General features: G+C 70.9%; 18 protein-coding genes. 10 read left to right on the forward strand and 8 right to left on the reverse strand.

Annotation, left to right across the window (positions count from 1 at the left end):
- The first annotated feature begins 362 nt into the window (after positions 1–362).
- The 5 genes from ABZT03_RS21295 to ABZT03_RS21315 all read left to right on the forward strand — a co-directional run bounded on the left by ABZT03_RS21295 (position 363) and on the right by ABZT03_RS21315 (position 5,079).
- Positions 363–1,400 carry a hypothetical protein gene (locus ABZT03_RS21295; protein ID WP_356041521.1) on the forward strand — a complete coding sequence of 346 codons (1,038 nt, stop codon included), beginning with the start codon at positions 363–365 and terminating at the stop codon, positions 1,398–1,400.
- Positions 1,401–1,443: 43 nt separating this feature from the next.
- A complete protein-coding gene (cpt, locus tag ABZT03_RS21300) occupies positions 1,444–1,977 on the forward strand; it encodes a chloramphenicol phosphotransferase CPT (RefSeq protein ID WP_356041523.1) in 534 nt (177 codons plus the stop codon).
- 198 nt (positions 1,978–2,175) lie between these two features.
- A complete protein-coding gene (locus tag ABZT03_RS21305) occupies positions 2,176–2,784 on the forward strand; it encodes a hypothetical protein (protein ID WP_356041525.1) in 609 nt (202 codons plus the stop codon).
- A gap of 143 nt (positions 2,785–2,927) precedes the next feature.
- Positions 2,928–3,653, forward strand: coding sequence for a hypothetical protein (locus ABZT03_RS21310; RefSeq protein WP_356041527.1), 726 nt, complete (start codon positions 2,928–2,930; stop codon positions 3,651–3,653).
- 103 nt (positions 3,654–3,756) lie between these two features.
- Complete coding sequence (locus ABZT03_RS21315) at positions 3,757–5,079, forward strand: lanthionine synthetase LanC family protein (RefSeq protein WP_356041528.1); 1,323 nt, start codon at positions 3,757–3,759, stop codon at positions 5,077–5,079.
- Positions 5,080–5,252: 173 nt separating this feature from the next.
- Here the strand turns inward: ABZT03_RS21315 and ABZT03_RS21320 are convergent, their stop codons facing one another.
- Positions 5,253–6,449 carry an ROK family transcriptional regulator gene (locus ABZT03_RS21320; RefSeq protein ID WP_356041529.1) on the reverse strand — a complete coding sequence of 399 codons (1,197 nt, stop codon included), beginning with the start codon at positions 6,447–6,449 and terminating at the stop codon, positions 5,253–5,255.
- Between the two features lie 267 nt (positions 6,450–6,716).
- Between ABZT03_RS21320 and mmsA the strand changes: the two genes are divergently transcribed.
- The 3 genes from mmsA (at position 6,717) to ABZT03_RS21335 (ending at position 10,746) form a co-directional block, all read left to right on the forward strand.
- A complete protein-coding gene (gene mmsA, locus ABZT03_RS21325) occupies positions 6,717–8,264 on the forward strand; it encodes a multiple monosaccharide ABC transporter ATP-binding protein (RefSeq protein ID WP_356041530.1) in 1,548 nt (515 codons plus the stop codon).
- Complete coding sequence (mmsB, locus tag ABZT03_RS21330) at positions 8,261–9,559, forward strand: multiple monosaccharide ABC transporter permease (RefSeq protein WP_356041531.1); 1,299 nt, start codon at positions 8,261–8,263, stop codon at positions 9,557–9,559. The genes mmsA and mmsB overlap by 4 nt, the downstream gene beginning before the upstream one ends.
- Positions 9,560–9,639: 80 nt before the next feature.
- Complete coding sequence (locus ABZT03_RS21335) at positions 9,640–10,746, forward strand: sugar-binding protein (RefSeq protein ID WP_356041532.1); 1,107 nt, start codon at positions 9,640–9,642, stop codon at positions 10,744–10,746.
- A gap of 178 nt (positions 10,747–10,924) precedes the next feature.
- Here the strand turns inward: ABZT03_RS21335 and ABZT03_RS21340 are convergent, their stop codons facing one another.
- Together ABZT03_RS21340 and ABZT03_RS21345 are read right to left on the reverse strand one after the other, a co-directional pair.
- Positions 10,925–13,288 carry a Tat pathway signal sequence domain protein gene (locus tag ABZT03_RS21340; RefSeq protein ID WP_356041533.1) on the reverse strand — a complete coding sequence of 788 codons (2,364 nt, stop codon included), beginning with the start codon at positions 13,286–13,288 and terminating at the stop codon, positions 10,925–10,927.
- A 239-nt stretch (positions 13,289–13,527) separates the two neighbouring features.
- Complete coding sequence (locus ABZT03_RS21345; protein ID WP_356041534.1) at positions 13,528–14,487, reverse strand: PfkB family carbohydrate kinase; 960 nt, start codon at positions 14,485–14,487, stop codon at positions 13,528–13,530.
- A 189-nt stretch (positions 14,488–14,676) separates the two neighbouring features.
- Between ABZT03_RS21345 and ABZT03_RS21350 the strand changes: the two genes are divergently transcribed.
- Positions 14,677–16,206, forward strand: coding sequence for an APC family permease (locus ABZT03_RS21350; RefSeq protein WP_356041535.1), 1,530 nt, complete (start codon positions 14,677–14,679; stop codon positions 16,204–16,206).
- A 19-nt stretch (positions 16,207–16,225) separates the two neighbouring features.
- Here ABZT03_RS21350 and ABZT03_RS21355 read toward each other — a convergent pair whose 3' ends face one another.
- The 5 genes from ABZT03_RS21355 to ABZT03_RS21375 form a co-directional block, all read right to left on the reverse strand.
- Positions 16,226–16,471 (reverse strand): DUF2630 family protein, encoded by a 246-nt coding sequence (locus ABZT03_RS21355; protein ID WP_356041537.1) that lies wholly within the window; start codon positions 16,469–16,471, stop codon positions 16,226–16,228.
- Between the two features lie 96 nt (positions 16,472–16,567).
- Positions 16,568–17,983: a DEAD/DEAH box helicase gene (locus ABZT03_RS21360; RefSeq protein ID WP_356041539.1), complete on the reverse strand. Its 1,416-nt coding sequence runs from the start codon at positions 17,981–17,983 to the stop codon at positions 16,568–16,570.
- A 457-nt stretch (positions 17,984–18,440) separates the two neighbouring features.
- Positions 18,441–19,970: an MFS transporter gene (locus tag ABZT03_RS21365; RefSeq protein WP_356041549.1), complete on the reverse strand. Its 1,530-nt coding sequence runs from the start codon at positions 19,968–19,970 to the stop codon at positions 18,441–18,443.
- Between the two features lie 191 nt (positions 19,971–20,161).
- Complete coding sequence (locus tag ABZT03_RS21370; protein ID WP_356041540.1) at positions 20,162–20,890, reverse strand: hypothetical protein; 729 nt, start codon at positions 20,888–20,890, stop codon at positions 20,162–20,164.
- Between the two features lie 106 nt (positions 20,891–20,996).
- Complete coding sequence (locus ABZT03_RS21375; RefSeq protein WP_356041551.1) at positions 20,997–21,473, reverse strand: Rrf2 family transcriptional regulator; 477 nt, start codon at positions 21,471–21,473, stop codon at positions 20,997–20,999.
- 150 nt (positions 21,474–21,623) lie between these two features.
- On the opposite strand from ABZT03_RS21375, the gene ABZT03_RS21380 reads away from it, so the two are divergent.
- Positions 21,624–22,358, forward strand: coding sequence for an NAD(P)H-binding protein (locus ABZT03_RS21380; RefSeq protein WP_356041542.1), 735 nt, complete (start codon positions 21,624–21,626; stop codon positions 22,356–22,358).
- Positions 22,359–22,482: the final 124 nt, after the last annotated feature.

Here is a 22,482-nt window from a genome sequence, read left to right on the forward strand (position 1 = left end):
GCGTGCGGGGAACGTGGCGACGAGAGCGCCCGGCACCTCGGCGCCGGACTCGGACGCGCGCCCCCGGCTGCGAGGCCGTCATCGTCCTCCAGACCTGACGGACCGTCGATACATCGGGTGTATCGACGAACCTAGGCAGGCTCCGTGCACCTGTCAATGACCTTGACGGTCGGGCATTCGAGGCACCAAACAGCCTGAAAAGGGGAGACGTGCGGCTTCGAGCGTGTGGCGGCGACTGTGACGGAAAGCCACGCTTCATCCGATGTATCGCGGTTCAGCGGGACCTACCGCTCCCATACCTGGCTGACAGCGGGCTCAGATGTTCGATCGCGTCAACGGCTCTCCTCATACACAATCAGCGGATGCCGAACACCGCGGAGCAACTGCTCTCCGCACTGGAACCGCTGTCGTTCCCCGCCCGTCTCGCCCTGACCGCGAAGGTCGCCCACCGCCTCGCGAACGAAGGGCAACTCGCCCAGCTTCCGCACGATCTGGACGCCCGTGGGCCGTACGAGCAAAGACTCGCGGCTCTGGCCGCCTCCGCCGGACGGCATGCCGAGTACCTCACGGAGCGACTGGCGGACCCGGACCCGGTCGTCGCCGGGTACGCCCTGCGCGCCGCACGTGTCCTGCCCGTGCCGGACCGCGCGGTGGAGGCGGCCTGCGACGACGCGCCGGCCGCGCGGCGGAAGCGGCTGGCCCGCCTGCTCGTCTCCGGCGACGGTCTAGGCAGCCGCACGCACTGGCGTCACGCCGCCTATGTGCTCCATGACTTGGCCGCCTCCGAGGTGCCGCATCCCGTGGGTGGTGCCGTGCCCGGCAGTGCCTTCCACGACGCGGTGGCGGAGTTGCTGGACGCGATGCACCGGCCCGAGGGCGAGTGCGAGGTGCTGGAGGGCCGTGACCTGCCTGCGCTGCAGCGGCTGCGGACCCTGCTGCTGTCGCTCGACGCCGCCGAGGGGCGGGGACGCGAGGTCGCCGGAGCGGTCGCCGCGCAGCTGGCGCCGGAACCCCTGCTGCTGGCCGAACGCGCCACTCTGCTGGCCCAGTTGGCGGCCCACACCACGGAGCCGGCCGCCCTCCTCGAACGCCTGCGGTACCTGGCGCAGACGCTCGAAGGAGCGGGAGTGGGCGTCGGCGTACAGGTGGCCCGCCGCCTGACCACAGGCCTGTCGCGTCCTGCGGAGCCGCAGCACACCGACGCCCTCCTGACGGCGGCGGGTGAACTGGCGCGCGCCGACGGCACCGCCGCGGGCCTGCTGGCGACCGGGCTGGTGACGGGAACAGGACCGTCCATCGGCCGGCCCGAGGAACGGCGGTCACTGCTTCGCCTCCTGCGCCGTCATCCGGACCCCGATGTGCGCCACAGGGCGTACCAGCAGAAGACACATGCGGAGTGACCGCGCTACGGCGACGGCCCACGGTCACCTCTACCCTGACCTGGTGACAACTCAGGTGATCGTGCTGAACGGTGGGTCCAGTTCGGGCAAGTCGGGAATCAGCCGCAGTCTGCAGTCGGTGCTCCCGGAGCCGTGGCTCGCCTACGGGATCGACTCGCTGATCGAGGCGATGCCCCTGCCCCTGCAGACGGCCGGCGAGGGCATCGACATCGCCTCGGACGGCGTGGTGAACATCGGGCCGGTGTTCCGGGAGCTGGAAGCGGCCTGGATGGCGGGGATCGCCGCGATGGCCCGTGCCGGCGCCCGGGTCGTCGTCGACGACGTCTTCCTCGGCGGCGCTGCGTCCCAGCGGCGCTGGCGCGACGCTCTCGAGGGACTCGACGTGCTGTGGGTGGGCGTGAGATGCGACAGCGAGGTCGCCGCGGCCCGCGAGACGGACCGCGGGGACCGGCCTGAGGGAATGGCCGCGTCGCAGGCGGAGACCGTCCACAGCGGCGTGGTGTACGACCTGGAGGTGGACACCAGCCGTACGGCGTCCCTGGACTGCGCGCGGACCATCGCGTCCCAGGTCACGTGACGCCCCGCCGCGCGGCGAACCACGTGGTGCGTGTGTGGCTGCTGATGCAGGAGTGAACCATTCCGCCGTGGGCCCCGTCTCCAACGTCGAGACGGCACCCCGCCGCCCCCCCGACAGGGCGCGCGTCGAGGTGCCGCAAGGCGTACGGATGTCCAGGGAAGGAACACCGGAGCGGTGTTAGTAGGTCGCAGGAAGAGCATGGGCTGGATGGCCGGCGGCGCGGTCGCGATGGCGGTGATGGGACTGGCGGGGTGCTCGGACAGCGAGAGCCCCGTCGCGGACAAGACGCCCTCTGCCGCCACCTCGCGCGCGGCTGACGCGGGAAGCCCGGCGGACGGCGCGTCGGCGGACGCCTCGGCCCCGTCAACGAAGGCCGACCAGTCCACGGCCGAGGGGGCGGTCGCCGCATGGGTCACCGCGGTGATCAGGAACCAGCCACAGCAAGCCTGCCTGCTGATGGGGGAGGCGGCCACGGGCTCGTCGCCCGCACGGGCCGGCACCAGGTCGACCTGTGACACCGCCGCGCCCGAGGCCCGGCAGATGAAGAAGAGCCTCGGCCGGTTCCGTACGTCCTTCATGCCCGAGCCACCCACCGACGACCCGAAGGTCGACGTCGCCGACGTCGCGGCGACCGGCGGTAAGGCGCTGGTCCCCGCCGACGACATCACCGTCGACGGCAAGACCCTCGACAAGATCATCCTGTCCCACTCCACCGGGGTGACGGCGAAGCAGCTCGACGTCAAGGTGCACTCCACCAAGATCGGCGACGCCTGGTACGTCACCGACCTCGACTTCGACATCGGCTGATCAGCACGGACCACGCAACCGGGCGGCCGAGCCACAAAGCCTTCGGCGCGCCGGACGGTTGAGTGCCGCCGGAGCGGGACGACATCACGAACAGCACCGCCCCTCGGTCGCCACGGACCACCGAGGGGCGGTTCAATGCCCACGTGGTGAACTGGGCGCGGGCGTACGACTGGTTCTTCGAAACCGATCGCGTCCCCGAACTCCTGGAACGGCTGGAGCGCGGGGACGACGCCGGAACCTGGGCGGAGCTGGCCCACCGGCTGGTCCTCGAGGCCGACCTCGTTTCGCCCGCCGGGTTCGCCGCCCTGCCACAACTGGTGCGCCTGGCCGCCCACAGTGCGGAGGCGCGCATTCTGAGCGGCAAGATCCTGGAACGCGCAGCCGGACATCACGACTGCGACGACCTGCTGGCCCAGTGCGCCGACGCGATCGCGGAGTTCCGCGAGCTCCTGGACCAGCACCTGCGGTCGCGGCCCAGCGACTATCTCGCGGCGTTCCGCGCCCTGCTCGCGGTCGAGGAGCAGTACCACTGGGCGGCTGTCCTGGGCGATTTCACGGACGACTTCTACGCCGTCGGCTGTCCTCACTGCGCGGCGGAGGTGACGATAGCCATCGGTGATCACGGGCGTTACTCCGCGATCCGTGACTGGCATCAGGGGGACGTGAACAGGCGGCCCCTGCGGCCCGCACCTGTCGACGGGCTGTCCGGCATCGGCCGGCTGATGTACGACACCGCCCTCCGCGACGGTAAGGACGCCCTGGTGGACGGAGTCCTCCATCTCTTCGGCGGGGCCCAGTGCCCAAGCTGCGGCAGCGTCTTCAGCGTCGCGGACGAGTACGCCTCCGCCCATCGGCCGGCCCTGCGGTAGGCACCGCCGGGCACGCCGGCCGGAGCGGGTGCGGGGCCCCGCACCACCGTGGGGTCCCGCATATTCCGCGCCCAGGGTCAGGGCGGCGCTGTACCGTGACCCGGTGCTGACGAGCGAGATGTACCGGAGGACCGGCGAGGCCGCCTGGGACTGGGTGCTGGATCAGGTGCGTGAGGACGACGGCCCCTGGCTGCCGGATTCGGTTCTCGAGGGCGGCTCGGTGACGGCACCGGCGAAGGACCGTGACTCGCTGTACGCGGGGATCGCCGGCCTCGCCCCGGTGCTCGCGGAGATCGGGCGGTACCGGCAGCTGACCGCGAGGGAGCGGAGTCTCGCGACGGGAATCGTCAGCCGGCTGTCGGACCAGGCGGGCCGCCGGATTGAACCCTCCCTGTGCGATGGCCTCGCAGGCGACGCCCTGGCGCTGAAGCTGCTCGCCCCGGGCAGGGAGTCGGTCGCGCTGCGGCGGCTGGCCGAGCTGGCACGACCGGAGGGCTGGAGGACCACCCTCGACTTCGAACCGGGCTCCGACGCGCCGCTCAACGACGTCATCATGGGCACCGCCGGTGTGGTCATGACGGCCATCTGGGCCGGAGGCGAGTTCGCGGAGACGATCGCGACGACCGGCGGTGAGGCTCTGCTGCGCGTGGCGGAGCGGACGGAGGCCGGCCTCGACTGGGGCATCGGTGCGAGCACCGCGTGGCGGGCGCCGAACTATTCGCACGGCACCGCCGGAGTGGCCGCGGCGCTGGCGGTGGCGGGCGCGACGCTGCGGCGCCCGGATTTCGTCGAGGCGGCGGTGGAAGGGGCCCGGCACGTGGTGTCGGTGGGGTCGCTGGAGGACGGCGGCTTCATCGTGCCGCACACCATCCCCCCGTCGACGCGTGAGGTGGAACCGGTGACCTACACCTGGTGCCACGGTCCCGCGGGCACCTCGCACCTGTTCGCCGCCCTCGCGTACGCCGGCGTCGAGGAGGTGGCGGGCCACACGGTGGAAGAGCTGCGGCGGCGCTGTCTGACCTCGATCCTTACCTCGGGAGTTCCGCGACGCCTGCGTCCCGGCTTCTGGGACAACGACGGCCGCTGCTGCGGCACGGCGGGGGTCGGCGACGTGCTGCTTGACGCGGCGCAGTACTTCGGGCCTGCGGCGGCGGAGACCTACCTGCGGGCGGCGGCCCGGATGGGCGACGCGCTGGTCGAGCGGGCCGTGGTGGACGGCGCGGGCACCCGCTGGCGCTTCCTGGAGCACCGCAAGGACCCGCCGCTGCTGCCCCCGGGCACGGCGTGGATGCAGGGCGCGGCGGGCATCGCGGCGTACCTGCTCCGTCTCGCCCGGTTCGTGGACACCGGACCGGGCGCCGCGGTCGTGGATCGTCCGGACCAGTGGTGGGCGGTACCGTCGTCCCTGCGCGTGACGGCCGCCTGAGGAGAGCGGCGGGCTCGCGGAGCCACCTCCGTGTGTGTGCCGACTTCGCTCGCGGGACGGCCGCTTGAGGAGAGCGGCGGGCTCGCGGAGCCACCTCGTGTGCGTGCCGACTTCGCTGAGCCCGCCCGGTCCGGCTTCGCGGCCCGCGTGTGCCCGGCGGGATCGGTGTCCGGTCAGTCCGAGAGCAGCGCCGACAGCTGCGGCGAGTACGTCGCGTGCAGGACCAGCGCCGCGCTGCCCACGACGGCGGCGTCCGTGCCGAGCGGGGACGCCTCCACCTTGACCACTCGGATGCGGCGGGCCAGGGGTCTGGCGGCCAGCGCGGCGGCCACGACGTCGACGTACCGCGACTCCACGTGCTGGATGCCGTGGCCGCCGAGAATGATGAGGTCCACGTCGATGAAGTTGGCGATGCTGACGGCGACCGAGGCGACATGTGCGGCGGCCTCGTCGACGACGGCGGTCGCGACGGGGTCGCCGGCACCCGCGGCGAGCTGGATCGCGGCATGGTCGACGGACGCCGGGTCCTCGCGGAACGCTTGCGACAGCACACTGCTGTCGGCGCCCGATGGGTGGCCGAGCCGGCGGTGCACCTCGGCGACGATCGCGGACGGGTTGACCAGCCGTTCCAGGCAGCCGCGGTTGCCGCAGTAGCACTCCGGGCCGTCGGGCAGCACGGAGGAGTGGCCGAACTCGCCCGCGTTGAACGAACCCCCTCTGTACATCTGGTGGTTGAGAACCAGGCCGCCGCCGATGCCGGTGCCGAAGAAGAAGTAGGCGAAGTTCGCGACCCCGCGCCCCACCCCGGACCAGCGCTCACCGACCGCGGCGGCCGTGGCGTCGTTGTCCAGTGTCACGGGCAGACCGGTGGCGTCGCTCAGCATGCTTTGCAGTGGCACCCGGATCCAGTGGGCGAGCTGCGGGGGAGCGACGATCATGCCGAGCTTCTGGTCGATCGGCCCGGGAGTGGCGAGGCCGAGGCCGAGCACGTCGTCGCGGGAGACCTTCGCCTCGTCGAGCACGTCGGCGACCAGCTCCGCCATGGCCGCCACGACCTGGGAGGGGTCGATGCCGGGCGGGGTGGGCCGGCGCTTGACGACCACCGGCCGCCCCAGCAGGTCAACGACGGCGCAGGTGAGTTCGACGGGGTCGAACACGAGCCCCACCGCACTGCCCGCGTCCGCGTTGATACGCAGAGTGGTGCGCGGCTTGCCGCCGCTGGCGACCCGGCTGGCGCCGTCCTCGCGCACGATCCCCTCGTCCAGCAGGCGGCGCACGATGCCCGAGACCGTCTGCGGGGTGAGCCCGGTCAGCTGGGCGATCTCAACTCGGCTGATGCCGTCGGCGAGTTGGATCTGGTCGAGGACCACCGCTCGGTTGTATCGGCCGACCTTGGGGAGGTTTGTTCCTGCTTGCCGCACTTGTGGTCCTCTCTGTTCCAGCTCGAAGACGATACCTCCGCGGGGCGTTGACTTAGTAAAACAAATGGATTTAAAGTCCGGTCCCGCAGACGTAACAGGCCGTACACAGGCACAGAGCAGTGCCATCGGAGGCAAGTTGATGTCCTTGAAATGTCGCATTCCGGCACCCGCGGGCCCGTGTGGCCGTCGCGGTGTCACCGGTGTGGGGCTCCGCTCATGACCCAGGCACCGACCCTGCTGGAGATGCGGTCGATCACCAAGACCTTCCCGGGCGTCCGGGCGCTCGCCGACGTCAGCCTCGTGGTGAAGCAGGGGGAGATCCACGCGATCTGCGGCGAGAACGGCGCCGGCAAGTCCACCCTCATGAAGGTCCTGAGCGGCGTGCACCCGCACGGGAGCTACACCGGCGGCATCGTCTACCGGGGTGAGGAGGTCCGGTTCCACGACATCCGGGCCAGCGAGCAGGCCGGCATCGTCATCATCCACCAGGAGCTGGCGCTGGTGCCCGAGATGTCGATCACCGAGAACATCTTCCTCGGCAACGAGCCGCGCAGGCGTGGCGCGATCGACTGGAAGCGGGCGCGGCGCCGGGCGCTGGAACTGATGGAACAGGTCGGGCTCCGGGAGGACCCGGACACGCTGATCAAGGACATCGGCGTGGGCAAGCAGCAACTGGTGGAGATAGCCAAGGCGTTCGCCAAGGACGTCAGACTGCTCATCCTCGACGAGCCGACCGCGGCCCTCAACGAGGCCGATTCCCGGCACCTGCTCGACCTGCTGCGCGGCTTCCGGGATCGGGGCATCACCTCGATCATCATCTCCCACAAGCTCAACGAGATCGAGGCGGTCGCCGACACCATCACCATTCTGCGTGACGGCCGTACGATCGAGAGCCTCGACGTGAAGGCCGACGGAGTCAACGAGGACCGCATCGTGCGCGGCATGGTCGGCCGCGAACTCAACAGCCGCTTCCCCGACCACACGCCGGACGTGGGCGAGGTGTTCTTCGAGGTCCGCGACTGGACGGTGCGGCACCCCAGTTCCGACGAACGGCTCGTGTGCAAGGGCTCCACCTTCACCGTGCGGCGCGGCGAGATCGTGGGCTTCGCCGGACTCATGGGCGCCGGGCGCACCGAACTCGCGATGAGCCTGTTCGGCCGTTCCTACGGCACCTACCTGTCCGGCCAGGTCTTCAAGGACGGCAGGGAGATCCAGCTGAAGTCGGTGGCCGACGCCATCGGGCACGGCCTCGCCTACGTCAGCGAGGACCGCAAGTCCATCGGCCTCAACCTGCTGGACGACATCAAGACCTCGATGGTGGCCGCGAAGCTGACGAAGATCGCCCGGCGCCGCGTCGTCGACCCGGTCCGCGAGCACCGGATCGCCGAGGAGTACCGCCAGAGCCTCAGGATCAAGACGCCCAGCGTGGACGAGGGCGTCGTGAAGCTCTCCGGCGGCAACCAGCAGAAAGTCGTCCTCGCCAAGTGGATGTTCACCGATCCGGACCTGCTGATCCTCGACGAGCCGACCCGCGGCATCGACGTGGGCGCCAAGTACGAGATCTACGGGATCATCCAGCGGCTCGTCGGCCAGGGCAAGGGAGTCGTCGTGATCTCCTCCGAACTGCCCGAACTCATCGGACTGTGCGACCGCATCTACACCGTTTTCGAAGGTGCCATCACCGGTGAGGTGACGCGCCGTGACGCCAACCCGGAACTTTTGATGAAGCAGATGACCTCTCTCAAGAAGACACCGACCCCATGAGCCGTATCTCAGAGCTGCAGAAGAACCTCTTCGGAGGCACGACCTCCAACGCCCGCCAGTTCGGCATGATCTCCACGCTCGTGGCGATCGTGCTGCTGTTCCAGATCTGGACCGGAGGTCTCACCTTGACCTCCGGCAACCTCATCGCCGTGGTCAGCCAGTACTCCTACATCCTCATCCTCGCCATCGGCATGCTGATGGTGATCGTCGCCGGGCACATCGACCTGTCGGTCGGCTCCGTCGCGGCGTTCACCGGCATCGTCGTCGCCAAGGCGATGCAGGAGCACTCGCTCCCGTGGCCCCTGGGCATCCTGCTCGGGCTGCTCGTCGGCGCGGCGATCGGCGCCTGGCAGGGCTTCTGGGTCGCCTACGTGGGTGTGCCCGCCTTCATCGTCACCCTGGCCGGCATGCTGCTGTTCCGCGGCGGCAACCAGTACATCGGCAACGCCGACACGGTGCCCGTCCCCACCGGCTTCCGTGACATCGGTGCCGGATTCCTGCCCGAGGTGGGACCCGACACCGGATACAACAACCTGACGCTGCTGCTCGGTCTCGCCGCCTGCCTGGGTGTGGCCTGGCGGGAGTGGCAGGCCCGGCAGACCCGCCGGGAGATGAACGCCGACGCCGCGCCGCTGTGGGTGACCGGCATACGGCTCGCCGTCATGCTGACCGTCATCGTCTTCACGACGCTGCGCTTCGCCGGCGGCCGCGTCGGTACGAGCCTGCCGATCTCCGGCATCATCCTGATCGCCCTGGTGCTCGCGTACTCGTACTACACCCGCAACACCATCGGCGGGCGGCACATCTACGCCGTCGGAGGCAACGCGCGGGCCGCCGAACTGTCCGGTGTGAAGCTCAAGCAGGTCAACTTCTTCGTCATGATGAACATGTCCGTCCTCGCCGCGCTGGCCGGGATGATCTTCGTGGCCCGGTCCGCGGCCTCCGGCCCCCAGGACGGTCTGAGCTGGGAGCTCGACGCCATCGCGGCCGTCTTCATCGGCGGCGCGGCCGTCTCCGGCGGCCTCGGCACCATCAGCGGTTCCATCGTCGGCGGTCTCGTCATGGCGCTGCTGAACAACGGACTGCAACTGGAGGGCGTCGGCTCCGACATGGTCCAGATCATCAAGGGTCTGGTCCTCCTCCTCGCCGTCGCCTTCGACGTCTACAGCAAGAAGCAGGGGCGGTTCTCGATCATCGGCACCCTGATGCGTCCGTTCCAGCGGGACGAGACCGGCACACCGCTCCCTCCGCCGAACCCGGCCTCCGATTCCGACAAGGCGCCGGTCGCACGCTGACCGCGGGCCCGTCACCGACAGCGCCGCATCCCACGGCGCACAACTCACCCGGTAATACCGCAAGAAGGGCTCATCCCACCATGCGCACTAGCATCACCAGAGGCATCGCCGCGGTCGGCGCCGTCGCACTGCTCACCCTGGGCACGGCGTGCTCCAACGACCGCGAGGGGTCGAAGGACAGCGGCGACGCCAAGGGCGGCTTCGCGCAGGACTCCCTCGTGGGTGTCGCACTGCCCGCGAAGACCTCGGAGAACTGGGTACTGGCCGGTGACCTGTTCACCGCCGGCCTGAAGAAGGCCGGCTTCAAGGCCGACGTGCAGTACGCGGGCGCCTCGACGACCGTGGCCGACCAGCAGGCGCAGATCTCCTCCATGGTCACCAAGGGCGCGAAGGTCATCGTCATCGGCGCGACCGACGCCTCGCAGCTCTCGACGCAGGTGGCGCAGGCCAAGCAGGCCGGCGCGACCGTCATCGCCTACGACCGGCTCATCACCAACACACCGGACGTCGACTACTACATCGCCTTCGACAACTTCAAGGTCGGCCAGCTGCAGGGGCAGGCCCTCCTGGACGGCATGAAGGCGAAGAAGCCGAAGGGTCCGTGGACGATCGAGATGTTCTCCGGTTCCCCGGACGACAACAACTCGAAGGTGTTCTTCGACGGTGCGATGGACGTCCTCAAGCCGCTCATCGACAAGGGTGACATCGTTGTCGGCTCCGGCCAGAAGAACATCAAGCAGACCGCGATCCAAGGGTGGAAGGCGGAGATCGCCCAGCAGCGGATGGACTCGCTGCTGACCTCGACGTACAACGGCGGCAAGAAGCTCGACGGTGTGCTGTCCCCGAACGACACCCTCGCCCGCGCGGTCATCACCTCGGTCAAGGGCGCGGGCAAGCCGGTCCCGGTCGTCACCGGCCAGGACTCCGAGGTCGAGTCGGTGAAGTCGATCATGGAGGGTGAGCAGTACTCGACCATCAACAAGGACACCCGCAAGCTCGTCGCGGAGACCGTCAACATGGTCAAGTCCATCCAGAAGGGCGACAAGCCGCAGATCAACGACAGCAAGTCGTACAACAACGGGAACAAGGTGGTCCCGGCCTACCTCCTCCCGCCGGTCATCGTGACCAAGGAGAACGCGGTCGAGGCGTACGCCAACGACCCGAAGCTGGCCCCGCTCACCAAGTAGGCCACCCGCGGCCGTCCCGGTCCCGGAACCTGACCCGGGCCCGGGACGGCCTTCCGGGAGTGGTCCATGACGGCGTGTGGTCTCACCCGCGTGGCCGATCCGCCGATCCGCCGATCCGCCGAGCGCGCGGGGGCGGCGCGACCGGGGTCGAGCGCAAGGCGCCCGACCCCGGCTCCGCTCATTCGACCGGCAGCCCCCAGCGCGGCGCGTCCTGGTTCGGGCGTACCGGAGCGATGGCCAGGTCCGGCCGCTCGCCCCTGGCCGTGATCAGCGCCGACTCGCCCTTGAGCAGGGTGATCCGGACCGTTCCGTCGCCCGCGTCGGCGTACCGGAGCGGGCGGCCGTGTCCGTCGCGCACGTCGACCGGTCCCGGGATCGAGTGCCGTACGACGCAGGGCGCGCCCGCCTCACTGACCAGGCGTACCCAGCGGGTCGTGCCGCCCCCGCGGACCGCGCTGAGCAGGAAGGCGCCCTGCGTGCGGAAGTCGTGCACGGTCACGTCCGCCCAGGCGGCGGGCAGCGCGGGGAACACCCGGATGGCGTCACCCCACGACTGGCACACCATGTCGTGCAGGGACTGGGCCGCCGACAGCGGCGTCTCGATGACCGGGCCCGACTCCTGGTACATGGTGTTGGGCTTGATGAAGCGGGTCATCAGTTCGCCGAGGTACCTCAGCGCGTCCTCGCCCTTGCCGAGCAGCGCCGACATCGAGGCGGCGCCGGTGAAGGTGTAGCCCTGGAGGGCGCCCTCGAAGCCCACCCAGTGCGCCAACGACCGCTCGATCAGGGCGCGTTCCTCGGGCGTGCGGCCGGTCACCTCGTACAGCGGGTAGACCGCCAGCAGATGCGAGTAGTGGCGGTGCGACTTCGCGAAGGGGATGTCCGCGCCGATCATGAACCCGTTCGCGTCCGTGGGATACGGCGTCCGGCGTGCCAGCACTTCGCGCCAGCGCGGCGCCAACGGGTCGTCGACACCGAGGAGTTCGGCCGACTCAAGGAGGGTGCGGCAGCCCCAGGTCAGCAGCATCAGGTCGTAGTTGCAGTCGCGTGAGTCGCCGCCGTACTCGGGGGAGAAGGTGGCGGGCAGGTGCAGTCTGCCGTCCGGGCCGGGCTCCAGGAAGTGCAGGTAGTAGTTGATCGCCTTGCGCAGGAGCGGGAAGAGGACGTCGCGGAGGGTCGCCCGGTCCATGGTGTGCCGGTAGCTGAGCCACACGTTGTGCAGGGCCCAGGTGAGGTCGCCGACCTCGGGGGTCGGCGGGTCCTGGCCGGGGACGCCGACGCCGTAGCCGGTGAGGGGATCGGCCGCGCCGTTGACCAGGTGGGGGTCGGTGGTGCGCGGGATGCCGAGCGAGTCGCCCCGGTACTGCGGCGCCACCTCGGCGGCGAGGTTGTCCCGGAACTCGCTCAACGCCCGGGTGATCGCGTCCAGTTCCAGGTGGTTGGAGCCGTGGATCAGCCAGTACTCCAGCTGGGCGTTGAGGTTCCACCAGGTGTTGGGCCACGGGGTGGGTTCCAGCCAGGGGCCGCTGGTCGCCATCACGGGGGCGTCGCGGCGGGCGGCGGAGGCGGCCTTGTAGAGCTGGATCCAGTAGAAGCGCTGGACACGGGCGTCGGGGACGGACAGGAAGCTCTTGCGGTAGTAGGCGTGCCACCAGACCCGGTGGGTCACCGCCAGGACGGAGTAGGGCAGCAGGTCCGCGGCGCGGACCGCCTTCACGGCCCGGGGCAGCGCCGTGGTCCCCGGGAAGGAGTGCGCGACGTGCGCGTACAGCGTCCTGGTCCGTCCCCTGGTGCGTTCGCGCCACGCCGTGACGTGCTGCCCGCCCGCGAGGAGCGGCTGCACGGCGGCGCTCACCCCGTCGTGGTCCTCGACGCGGGCGGGCGGGTTGCCCCGGTAGCCGTCCGGCAGCGGCTTGAAGGCGGCACGCGGACTGATCGCTTCCGCCGGATGGAACACCCAGTGGAAGTCGCGCTCGCCCTCGCTGGGGGTGACCTCCACGGCGAGGAGCGAGCGGTCGTCGTGGACCAGGGCGCGCAGGTTCAGGGTGCCCCGGTCGGTGGTGAGGGTGCCGGTCAACTCGGCGTCGCGCAGCGACAGACGCCAGTCGACGCCGGTGATCGCGCCGACCGGTTCCAGGGTGAACCAGCCGATCGGGAGCCGCGCCAGACCGAAGAGGGAGCCGAACTCGGGCCGGTGGTCCTGCACTTCGGAGTGCTGGACGTTGAAGCGCACGGCCGTCGAGGCGGCACCCGGTTCGGCGTAGATCCCGGAGCCGAGGAAACCGTTGCCGAGGAACGGGCCTTCGTACCAGGTGGCCGGCATCCGCTGCCAGACCAGGTCCGCGTCGTCGAGCACGGTGCGCCAGGGGTCGGTGGGCGCGCCGGTGGCCTCGGCTTGGTCGGCCGCCGTCGCCCGCGTGGTCAGGCCCGAGGTCAGCAGCGCGCCACCGAGGGCGGACCCGGTGGCGAGAACGGTACGTCTGGTCGGGTCGGGCACGAAGGGCAACGTCACGGTGGTCTCCAGGCAGGCTCGGTGATTCATCGGAGCTATCCCGCGTTGCACCCTATGAAGGGGAGTGGTGTGGGTCAATGCGCGAGGAGAGATCCGATGTATCACTCATCGAATTCCTTCCCGTCACGGTCAAGGGCGGCGGGAGTCACGCGAGTCGACCTCGTAGCGCCGCCGTGCACGGCATCACGGCGCACGGCGGTACGGTGCCCGCGTCATCCGGCGTCTCCATCGGGGGCCATGGGAGCGGCGCCCGCGCGACAGGGTCCCGCTCAGTCCGCCCCGGGTGAGCGCCGCCCAGGGCGCTCCGTGCTCCCGCGCATCCAGGCCCGGGTGCCGAACGACTCGCAGGAGCGCGAGGCCACCAGGGCCGCGGCGCGCAGGGCCGCCACGAAGGCCGCCGAGGTCAACCGGCCCCGCACCGCGAGGTGATGGGTCAGCGCGCCGTGCAGCACGTCGCCCGCGCCGAGGGTGTCCGCCACCCGGACGGACGGCACGTCCACGGTGCCACCGCCGCCGGGCCCCGCCCACAGAAGGGGCTGCCCGCCCCGGCTGACCGCCGCCCACGGCACCCCGTGCTCGCGCAGGAATCGCAGGGTGTCCGCCGGAGTGCTCGCGCCCGGCGGGTGGAAGTCGGCCGAGCAGACGGCCACGTCGATCGACGGCAGCAGACGCTGCGTACCGTCCTTCCAGCTGCCCCCGTCCAGGACGGTGGGACGGCCCGCGGCGCGAGCGGCGCGGGCGGCGGCCACGGCGAGTTCCATGTGGTGGCCGTCGAACTCGGCGATGTCGCAGGCCGCCACCAGCGCGTCGAGGTTGTCGGGCGGGCCGACGCGGTGTCCCGACGCGTTGGTCGAGGCGACGGCTCGGTCCCCGCTCGCGGCGGTCACCAGGACGCAGGACACGGCCGGGGGCGCGACCGAGTCGGCGGCGAGATCCGACACCGTCACGCCCAGCCGGTTCAGGTCGGCCGTCACCTCGGTCCCCAGCGGGTGGGCGCCGAGCGCGGTGAGCAGCCTGGCCGCTCCGCCGAGGTGGCTGAAAGTCGCGGCCGCGTTCGCCGCGGGTCCGCCCGCCGCGACGACCTGTTCGCGCGCGGTCACCTTCTCGTCGGACGCCGGCACGTGGTCCACGAGCTGGATCACGTCCAGCGTGCACAGACCGACGAAAAGCCCCGTAGGGCGTCGTCCGTTCACGGCCTCACCCACCGGCACCTCGTCCCGCCTCGGCATGCGCGCAGTGTACGAACCGGCCGCGACGCCGGCGGCGGAATCGCCGGGCCCGGCCCTATCCGGGAAACCGCGCGCATGCGGGCGGAGAAGGGATGGTCAAAAGTTGTACAGGTGCGCTTGTGGGTTCTCACGGCAGCGGCGGATCATTGGCCGGATCCTTTCCGTTCCACGAGCACCCTGGAGCTCCCGGTGACCGCTGGCCCCATAGCATCCGCGTCGGTCGACACACCGGCGGCGGCCCAGGCGGAGCGCCGGAAGCTGCGCAAGCACTTCGGCCGTTTCGACATCCTCTTCTTCCTCCTGTGCACCATCGTCGGCGTGGACACGATCGGCACCGTGGCCTCGTCCGGTGCCGAGGCGTTCACCTGGCTCATCGTGCTGGCCGTGGTGTTCTTCGTCCCCTCCGCGCTGCTGACCGCCGAACTCGGGGCCGCCTTCCCCGACGAGGGCGGCCCCTACATCTGGACCAGCCGCGCCTTCGGACGGCTCGCGGGCGCCGTGAACAACTTCCTGTACTGGATCACCAACCCCGTGTGGCTGGGCGGCACGCTCTCCGTCGCCGCCGTCACGGCGTACACCACCTTCTTCAACGACGGCAACGACCTGAGCACCCCCGCCTTCTACGCCTTCACCCTCGCGTTCGTCTGGGTGGGTGTGCTCGCCGCGATCCTCTCCTTCGACGTCGGCAAGTGGATCCCCACCATCGGCGCCTGGAGCCGCTTCCTGCTCCTCGGCCTGTTCACCGTCACCGTCGTCGTCTACGGCGTCCGGCACGGCCTGCACGGATTCGGGTTCGGCGACTTCTCCCCGACCTACGCGGGCTTCGTCGGACTGGTGCCCGTCCTGATGTTCAACTACGTCGGATTCGAGCTGCCCAACACCGCCGGCGACGAGATGACCGACGCCCAGAAGGACGTCCCCTTCGCCATCTTCCGCAGCGCCGGCCTCGCCGTCCTCCTGTACGCGCTGCCGATCCTCGGCATCCTGCTCGTCCTGCCCGTCGACGCCATCACCGGCCTCGGCGGCTTCATCGACGCGATCCGGCAGGTCTTCACGGTCTACGGCGGCCACGTCGCCGCCGACGGCACCGCCACCCTCAGCGGCGCCGGCAGCCTGCTCGGGGACCTCGCCGCGATCATGTTCATCCTCACGGTGCTGTCCTCGGGCGTCACCTGGGTCATGGGTTCCGACCGCGCCCTCGCCGTCTCCGGCTACGACGGCGCGGCGCCCCGCTTCCTCGGCGTCATCTCCAGCCGGTTCGGCACGCCGGTGCGGGTCAACATCCTGAGCGGACTGGTGTCCACCCTGGTGCTGGTCCTGGCCCACGAACTGACCGACGGCGGCGCCGCCAAGCTCTTCGGCGCCGTTCTCGGCCTGGCGATCTCCACGACCCTCATCAGCTACCTGGGCATCTTCCCGGCCCTCGCGGTACTGCGGCGCAAGGCCCCGGACACGCCCCGCCCCTACCGGGCGCCCTTCCCCCGCACGATCAGCGCGGTGCTCACCCTGCTGGTGCTGTTCGCCAGCTTGCAGCTGATCGCCCCCGGCCTCGGCGACCACTGGTTCGGCTCCGGCTACCGGCCGGACGGCTGGACGCACGGCGAGCGCTGGAAGTACCTGTGGACGGAGACCGTCCCGCTCGCCGGGTTCGTCCTGCTCGGCGTCCTCTTCTGGGTCCTGGGCAGGCCGACCCGCACCGCGTCCGCCGACGCGAAGTAGGCCGCCGGCCGGACCGCGATCAGTTCTGGTAGCCCTCGACCTCCGACTGAGGGCGGACGCGGGCCTCGCCCGGGTCCTCGCCGAACTCCGACTTGGCACGTCGCTGACGCAACAGGTCCCAGCACTGGTCGAGTTCGCGCTCCAGCTCACCGAGCCGCGCGTGCTCGGTGGTGCTGTCGATCTCCCCGGCCGCCAGCGCGCCGCGCAGCCTGCGCTCGTCGTCGACCATCGCGGTGATCCTGGCCAGGATCTGTTCTTGGTCCATGTCCACGCCTCCTCGGTGTCGAGCCCACTGTAAGGACCCGGCGACACCTCGGCGACAGCGGACCGGGCGTGCCGGGAGCGCCACGCGCACCGTCGGTCAGCGGCTCTTGCGTACCCGGGCCGCCGCGCGCGCCTCCGCCGCCTTGCGGGCGTCGGCGGCCTTGCGGGACTCCTTCGCCGGACGGCCCGGCCGGGTGCCCATGCCGCGGAACGGGGCGTTGCCGGTCGGCTTCGTTCCGGCCGGCGGCCGCTTCGCCCCGGTGATCGTGGTCAGCTTCTCCTCACCGGAGCGGACCTGCGTGACCGTCGGCCGGACCCCCGCCTCCGTCATCATGCGGTTCACGTCCCGCCGCTGGTTCGGGGTGACGAGGGTGACGACCCTTCCGGACTCCCCGGCACGTGCCGTGCGCCCGCCACGGTGCAGGTATTCCTTGGCGTCGGCCGGCGGGTCGACGTTCACGACGAGGTCCAGCGCGTCGATGTGGATGCCCCGCGCCGCGACGTTGGTGGCCACCAGCACGGTGATCGCGCCGTCCTTGAACTGGGCGAGGGTGTGCGTGCGCTGGGGCTGCGACTTCCCGCTGTGCAGGGCGGAGGCCCGGACCCCGCTGGCCCGCAGGTGCCGGGTGAACTGGTCGACGCCGGCCTTCGTGTCGAGGAACATCAGCACCCGGCCGTCCCGCGCGGCGATCTCGGTCGCGGTCGCGTACTTGTCGGCGGGGTGAATGTTCAGGACGTGGTGTTCCATCGTGGTGACCGAGCCGGCCACCCGGTCGAGGGAGGCGAGCACCGGGTCGTGCAGGTAGGTCCGGACCAACTGGTCGACGTCGTGGTCGAGCGTGGCCGAGAACAGGAGCCGCTGCCCGTCGGGGCGCACCTGGTCCAGCAGTTCGGAGACCTGGGGCAGGAAACCCAGGTCGCACATCTGGTCCGCCTCGTCCAGCACCGTGATCCGCACCTGGTTCAGGTGACAGTCGCGGCGCGACACGAGGTCGGTCAAGCGCCCCGGCGTCGCGATCACCACCTCGACCCCCGCCCTCAGCAGCGCCGTCTGCCGGTTGATCGACAGCCCGCCGACCACCGTCGTCAACCTGACGTTCAGTGTCCGGGCGTACGGTGTCAGCGCGTCGCTCACCTGCTGCGCGAGCTCCCGGGTCGGCACCAGGACCAGCGCGAGCGGACGCTTCGGCTCCGCTCGCCGGCCCGCCGTCCGGACGAGCAGCGCGAGCCCGAAGGCCAGCGTCTTGCCCGACCCGGTCCGCGCGCGGCCCAGGACGTCACGGCCGGCCAGCGCGTTGGGCAGGGTCGCGGCCTGGATGGGGAAGGGTTCCGTGACACCGAGGCCGGTCATCGTCCGCGTCAGTTCAGGCGGCAGTCCGAGCGCGTCGAACGACTCGACCGGCGGCAGGCCCGGCGCCGCCGGCTGCGAGGTCGCCGGTTCGCCCGGCGACGACGCGTCCGGCCGGGACTCGTCGGTCGGGGAGTGCCCGGAGGCCGAGGGCTTCGTGTTCATGGGGAACCTTCCTGATCCGGCGCCCGGAACACGCCGGGGTCCGTACCCCCTGGTACGGACCCCGGCGAAGTCGAAGCGTGCCCCCATTTTACCAGCGGGCGACCCGCCGCCGACCGGCCGGACCCACCCGCCCGCCGAGGGTCACCACAGCACCCGAGAAGACGCCGCGCGGCGGCCGGGTCGAGCCCGGCAGCGGGCAACCGGGGCGGCCGCGAAAAGCTTTGATCAGGTGGCGCTGGGGCCGATCCCCGCCCGGGGCACCGTTACCACCGGGATCTCCGTGACGTTCCCCAAGAAGTCCATCAAGGCCGACAACCTTGATTTCCCGGACTTCCACAGCGGCTCCCGCGGCAGCACCCGCCTCGACTGGTGCCAGGGGCAGCGGCTTCCAGTACTGGCCCTTGACGGGCACCCCCGGCGAGCCGGCGTAGCGGCGCGAGGTCGCCGGGCCCGTCGCTCACGCGTGCTCTGCGGCCCGCGCCGGGTTCCCCTCGCCGGCCGGCCCGCGGCCGCCGGGGTGGCGCAGGGCGCAGAGGAAGCCGACACCCAGGGCCACGGCCATGCCGTAGAAGACCCACTGGTTGGCCTCGGCGAAGTCCATGCGGATCGCGGACATCGAGTCGCGCATCGCCGTCGCGGCCGGGCCGTTGCCCGTGGGGGTCCGGGCGTCCGCGTTGCCGGTGACCGCCTCCGCCACGTCGCGGGACACGGCGTGCGCGGTGTCCGAGGAAACCCCGCGCTTCTGAAGGGAGTTCTCGACCTTGTCGGTCATGGTGTGCGTCAGCATCGTGCCGAACACGGCCAGGCCGATGCTCGCCGCGTAGTTGCGCACGGTCTGCGTGATGCCGGTGACCTCGCCGTAGGAGGCGTCGATCGAGCGGTTCACGGCGTCCGTGGAGGCCGGGGCGAGGATGAAGCCGATGCCCGCGCCGGCCAGCGCGGCGTAGGGCCACTGGTCGTGCATGGACAGGTCGGTCAGCTTGCCGGCCCAGAGCGCGAACCCGATGGCTCCGACCACGCAGCCGATCTTCAGCGCCGGGCGCGCGCCCTGCTTGTCGAGGATGCGGCCGCCCCACTGGGAGGCGATGGCGAACCCGACGAAGAAGTACAGCAGGTACAGGCCGGCCTGGTTGGGGGAGGCGCTCAGGGACACCTGGGCGTACACCGAGGCGAAGAAGAACAGCGGGACGAACGCCAGCATGGCGAAGAACAGCACCAGCGAGTCGACGGTGAAGGCGCGGTCGCGGAAGACCGCGAGATTGATCAGCGGGTGGCGGGTGCGCAGCTCGTAGCGGCAGAAGACGTAGAGGACGACGAGTCCGCCGACGATGCACGCCCAGGTCGCCACGCTGTCCCAGCCCCAGGCCGACGCCTGCTGGAAACCGAGCACGCTGGTGCCCATGCCGACGGCGATCAGCAGCGCGCCGACGACGTCCAGGGACTCCTCGCGCCGGCGGTCGGAGATGTGGGCCATCGCGGTGAGGATCAGTGCGATGAGCGCGACGGGCACGTTGACCCAGAAGATCGCCCGCCAGGTCCACGAGGTGAGCCATCCGCCGAGCACCGGCCCCAGGGCGGTGAGGGCGCCGGTCAGGCCGAAGAACAGGGCGAGAGCCCGCCCCCGCCGCTCCACGGGGAACACGGCCACGACCACGGCGAGCGCCGCCGGGAAGAGCAGTGCGGCACCCAGTCCCTGCGTGGCCCGGAAGGCGATCAGCCAGGGCAGCGCGTAGTCGCCGGTGGGCACGCAGCCGCACAGGGCCGACGAGATGACGAAGACCAGGGTGCCGGCCACGACGACGCGGCGCGGTCCCCACAGGTCGGCGACGCGTCCGCCGAGGGCGAAGAACGCGGCCAGCGACAACAGGTAGGCGTTGACCACCCACTGCATGCCCGAGGCGGACAACCCGAGTTCGGAGACGATGTCGGGGGCGGCGATCGACACGATCGTCTGGTCGATGAAGGTCATCGCCACCGCGAACATCATGGCCACGAGCGCCAACGTCTGGGAGGCCGCGCGTCCCTCACCGAGGGTGCTCTCGTCACGTTTCGTATGCGTTCCGGTCACGCGGTCAGTGTGCGCCCGTCGACCGGAGGCCGCATCCGGAGAGTGACGGAACAGTCACCCGAAGCGACCCGGGGGATGCCCCGGACGCGGGCCGCCGGGCGTGACGGGTGTCAGTAGACCGGGTCGCCGGGCGCGACGGGATGCGCCTCGAACTCCGGGGCGGCCAGCAGGTCGTCGACGAGTGCGGTCGTGCCGCCCACGTAGGTGCTGACGAGGTCCACGTCGCCGCCCAGGCACCACGCCCGGTCCTGCGGCCACCACAGGTCGGGAAGCTCGGTGAACTCGTCCGCGTCGAGGGGGGACAGGACGTCGGACAGCGGGCCGGCGAGCAGGAGTTCATCCCGGCCGGGCGTGGGGAAGGTGGGGAACCGGTCGAAGTCCCAGCGTCCGTAACCGTGCCACAGGCCGAACCAGCACCGGTCGGCGGTCCTGGTGTGCCGGGTGAGGAGCGGAACGAGGTGCCGGGCGACGACGGGCGGAGTGGGTCCTTCCGCCGGATGCTCGTCCCAGACGCCGGGCATGCCGTAGGCGGACGCGTTCTGGTAGAAGCGCTCCATCCCGATCAGCTCGTGCCACTGGGCGTGCGGCGTCGTGCCGAGCCCCCGGGCGGCGGCCACCGTGTCCCACCGCACCGGCCGTTCGTCCAGCGAGGCCGGATGCAGGATGCGGGCGTAGGCGGCGAACCCCGGCGCGGCGATGGCGGCCACGGTGCCGAACTCCGCGCTGCCGGGGGCGCGTTCGGTGAGCCAGCGGGCGGGGCCGAGGTCGGCCTCCCGCACCTGGAGGCGTCCGTACGACGCGGGGGCGGGGCTTCGGTGCACCAAGGGGTAGTCGTCCACCCGTACAGTCTGCCGTGCGGGTCACGAGCGGTGGCCGACGGCCTTGCTGTCGTATCGCCGCACCTGGCGTGAGACCGGAGGAACCGGGCGGCCGGTCATCCCCGGGTCAGCCGGCCGGGGTGCTCAGCCAGGTGCCCATGCCGGCCAGCGCACCGGTTCCGTAGTCGGACTCCACGCTGCGGGCCAGGTCGGCCACCGAGATCGCTCTGAGTGCCGCACGGCGCGCGGTCTCGGCGGACGCCATGGCGCGCGAGATCGCGCAGGGAGTGGTGCACGCCTCGGCCGGGGTCGCCATGGGGCCGCGCTGGCGTATCTCCGTGCACACGAAGGCGGGGGCCGGCCCGTCCACTGCGTCCACCACGTCCAGGACGGTGATCAGTTCGGGGGAGCGGGTGAGCTCGTAGCCCCCCGACTTGCCCTGCACCGAGTGGATCAGTCCGGCGCGGGACAGGGCCTGGAGCTGCTTGGCGAGGTAGGTGGGGGAGACCTCGTGCAGTTCGGCCAGACGGGCGGCCGGTACCGGCTCGCGCACCGAGGTCAGTACGACACAGCAGTGCAGCGCCCACTCGACCCCGCCCGACATCTTCACGTGGCTCACCTTACCCAGATGCTTGACTCGGACACGTCGTATCCGAGTAGTATCCCGGATAGAAAGTGTCCGGGATCGAGGCGGTGTGCTCCACCGGAGCGCGGCACCCGGACCCGGTGCGAAGGCGCGACGGAAGGAACGGTCATGAAGATCGCGGTTGTCGGCGGCACGGGCCTGATCGGCTCCCAGGTGGTCGCCCGCCTGAACCAGCAGGGACACGAGGCGACGGCGCTGTCCCTGTCGACGGGGGTGGACCTCGTCACCGGGGCGGGCCTCGACGACGCGCTGGCCGGTGCGGAGGTGGTCGTCAACCTGACCAACTCGCCCACGTTCGACGCGGCCTCGCCGGAGTTCTTCCGGACGTCGACGGGCAACCTGCTGGAGGCGAGCCGTTCGGCGGGCGTCGGCCATGTGGTCGTGTTGTCCATCGTCGGCGTCGACGGGGTGCCCGAACTGGACTACTACCGGGCGAAGGCCCTCCAGGAAGAGGTGCTCAGGGCCGGCGGCCTGCCGTACTCCGTCGTACGGGCCACCCAGTTCATGGAGTTCGTCGACGCGATCCTCGCCTGGACCGCCGACGGCGACACCGTCCGGCTGCCGCGCACCCCGATCCAGCCGATCGCCGCGGCCGAGGTCGCGGAGGTCGTCGCCGAGGTCGCCGCGGGCACACCGCTCAACGGCATCCTGAACATCGGGGGCCCCGAGGTCTTCCCCCTCGACGAGCTGGGGCGCGTGACCGTCGCCGCTGGCAAGGACGGCCGTCAGGTCGTCACCGACGACACCGCGGGGATGTTCGCCGTCATCAAGGGCGATGTCCTGACCACGCCCGACGGCTCCCGCATCGCGGCCACGCACTACCGCGACTGGCTCGCGGCCTGAACCGAGCGGACGCCGGGGGCGACCGGGGCGGAAGCTCCTATAGATCGTCAAGCGGCTCGTGTGAGCTGTTCAGTGGTGACCTGAGGGTGGGGCAGGTGTCGGTAGACCTCGCGGGCGACGAATC

The organism is Streptomyces sp. NPDC005574 (genome assembly GCF_040605435.1).
In the GTDB taxonomy this organism is placed as follows: domain Bacteria; phylum Actinomycetota; class Actinomycetes; order Streptomycetales; family Streptomycetaceae; genus Streptomyces.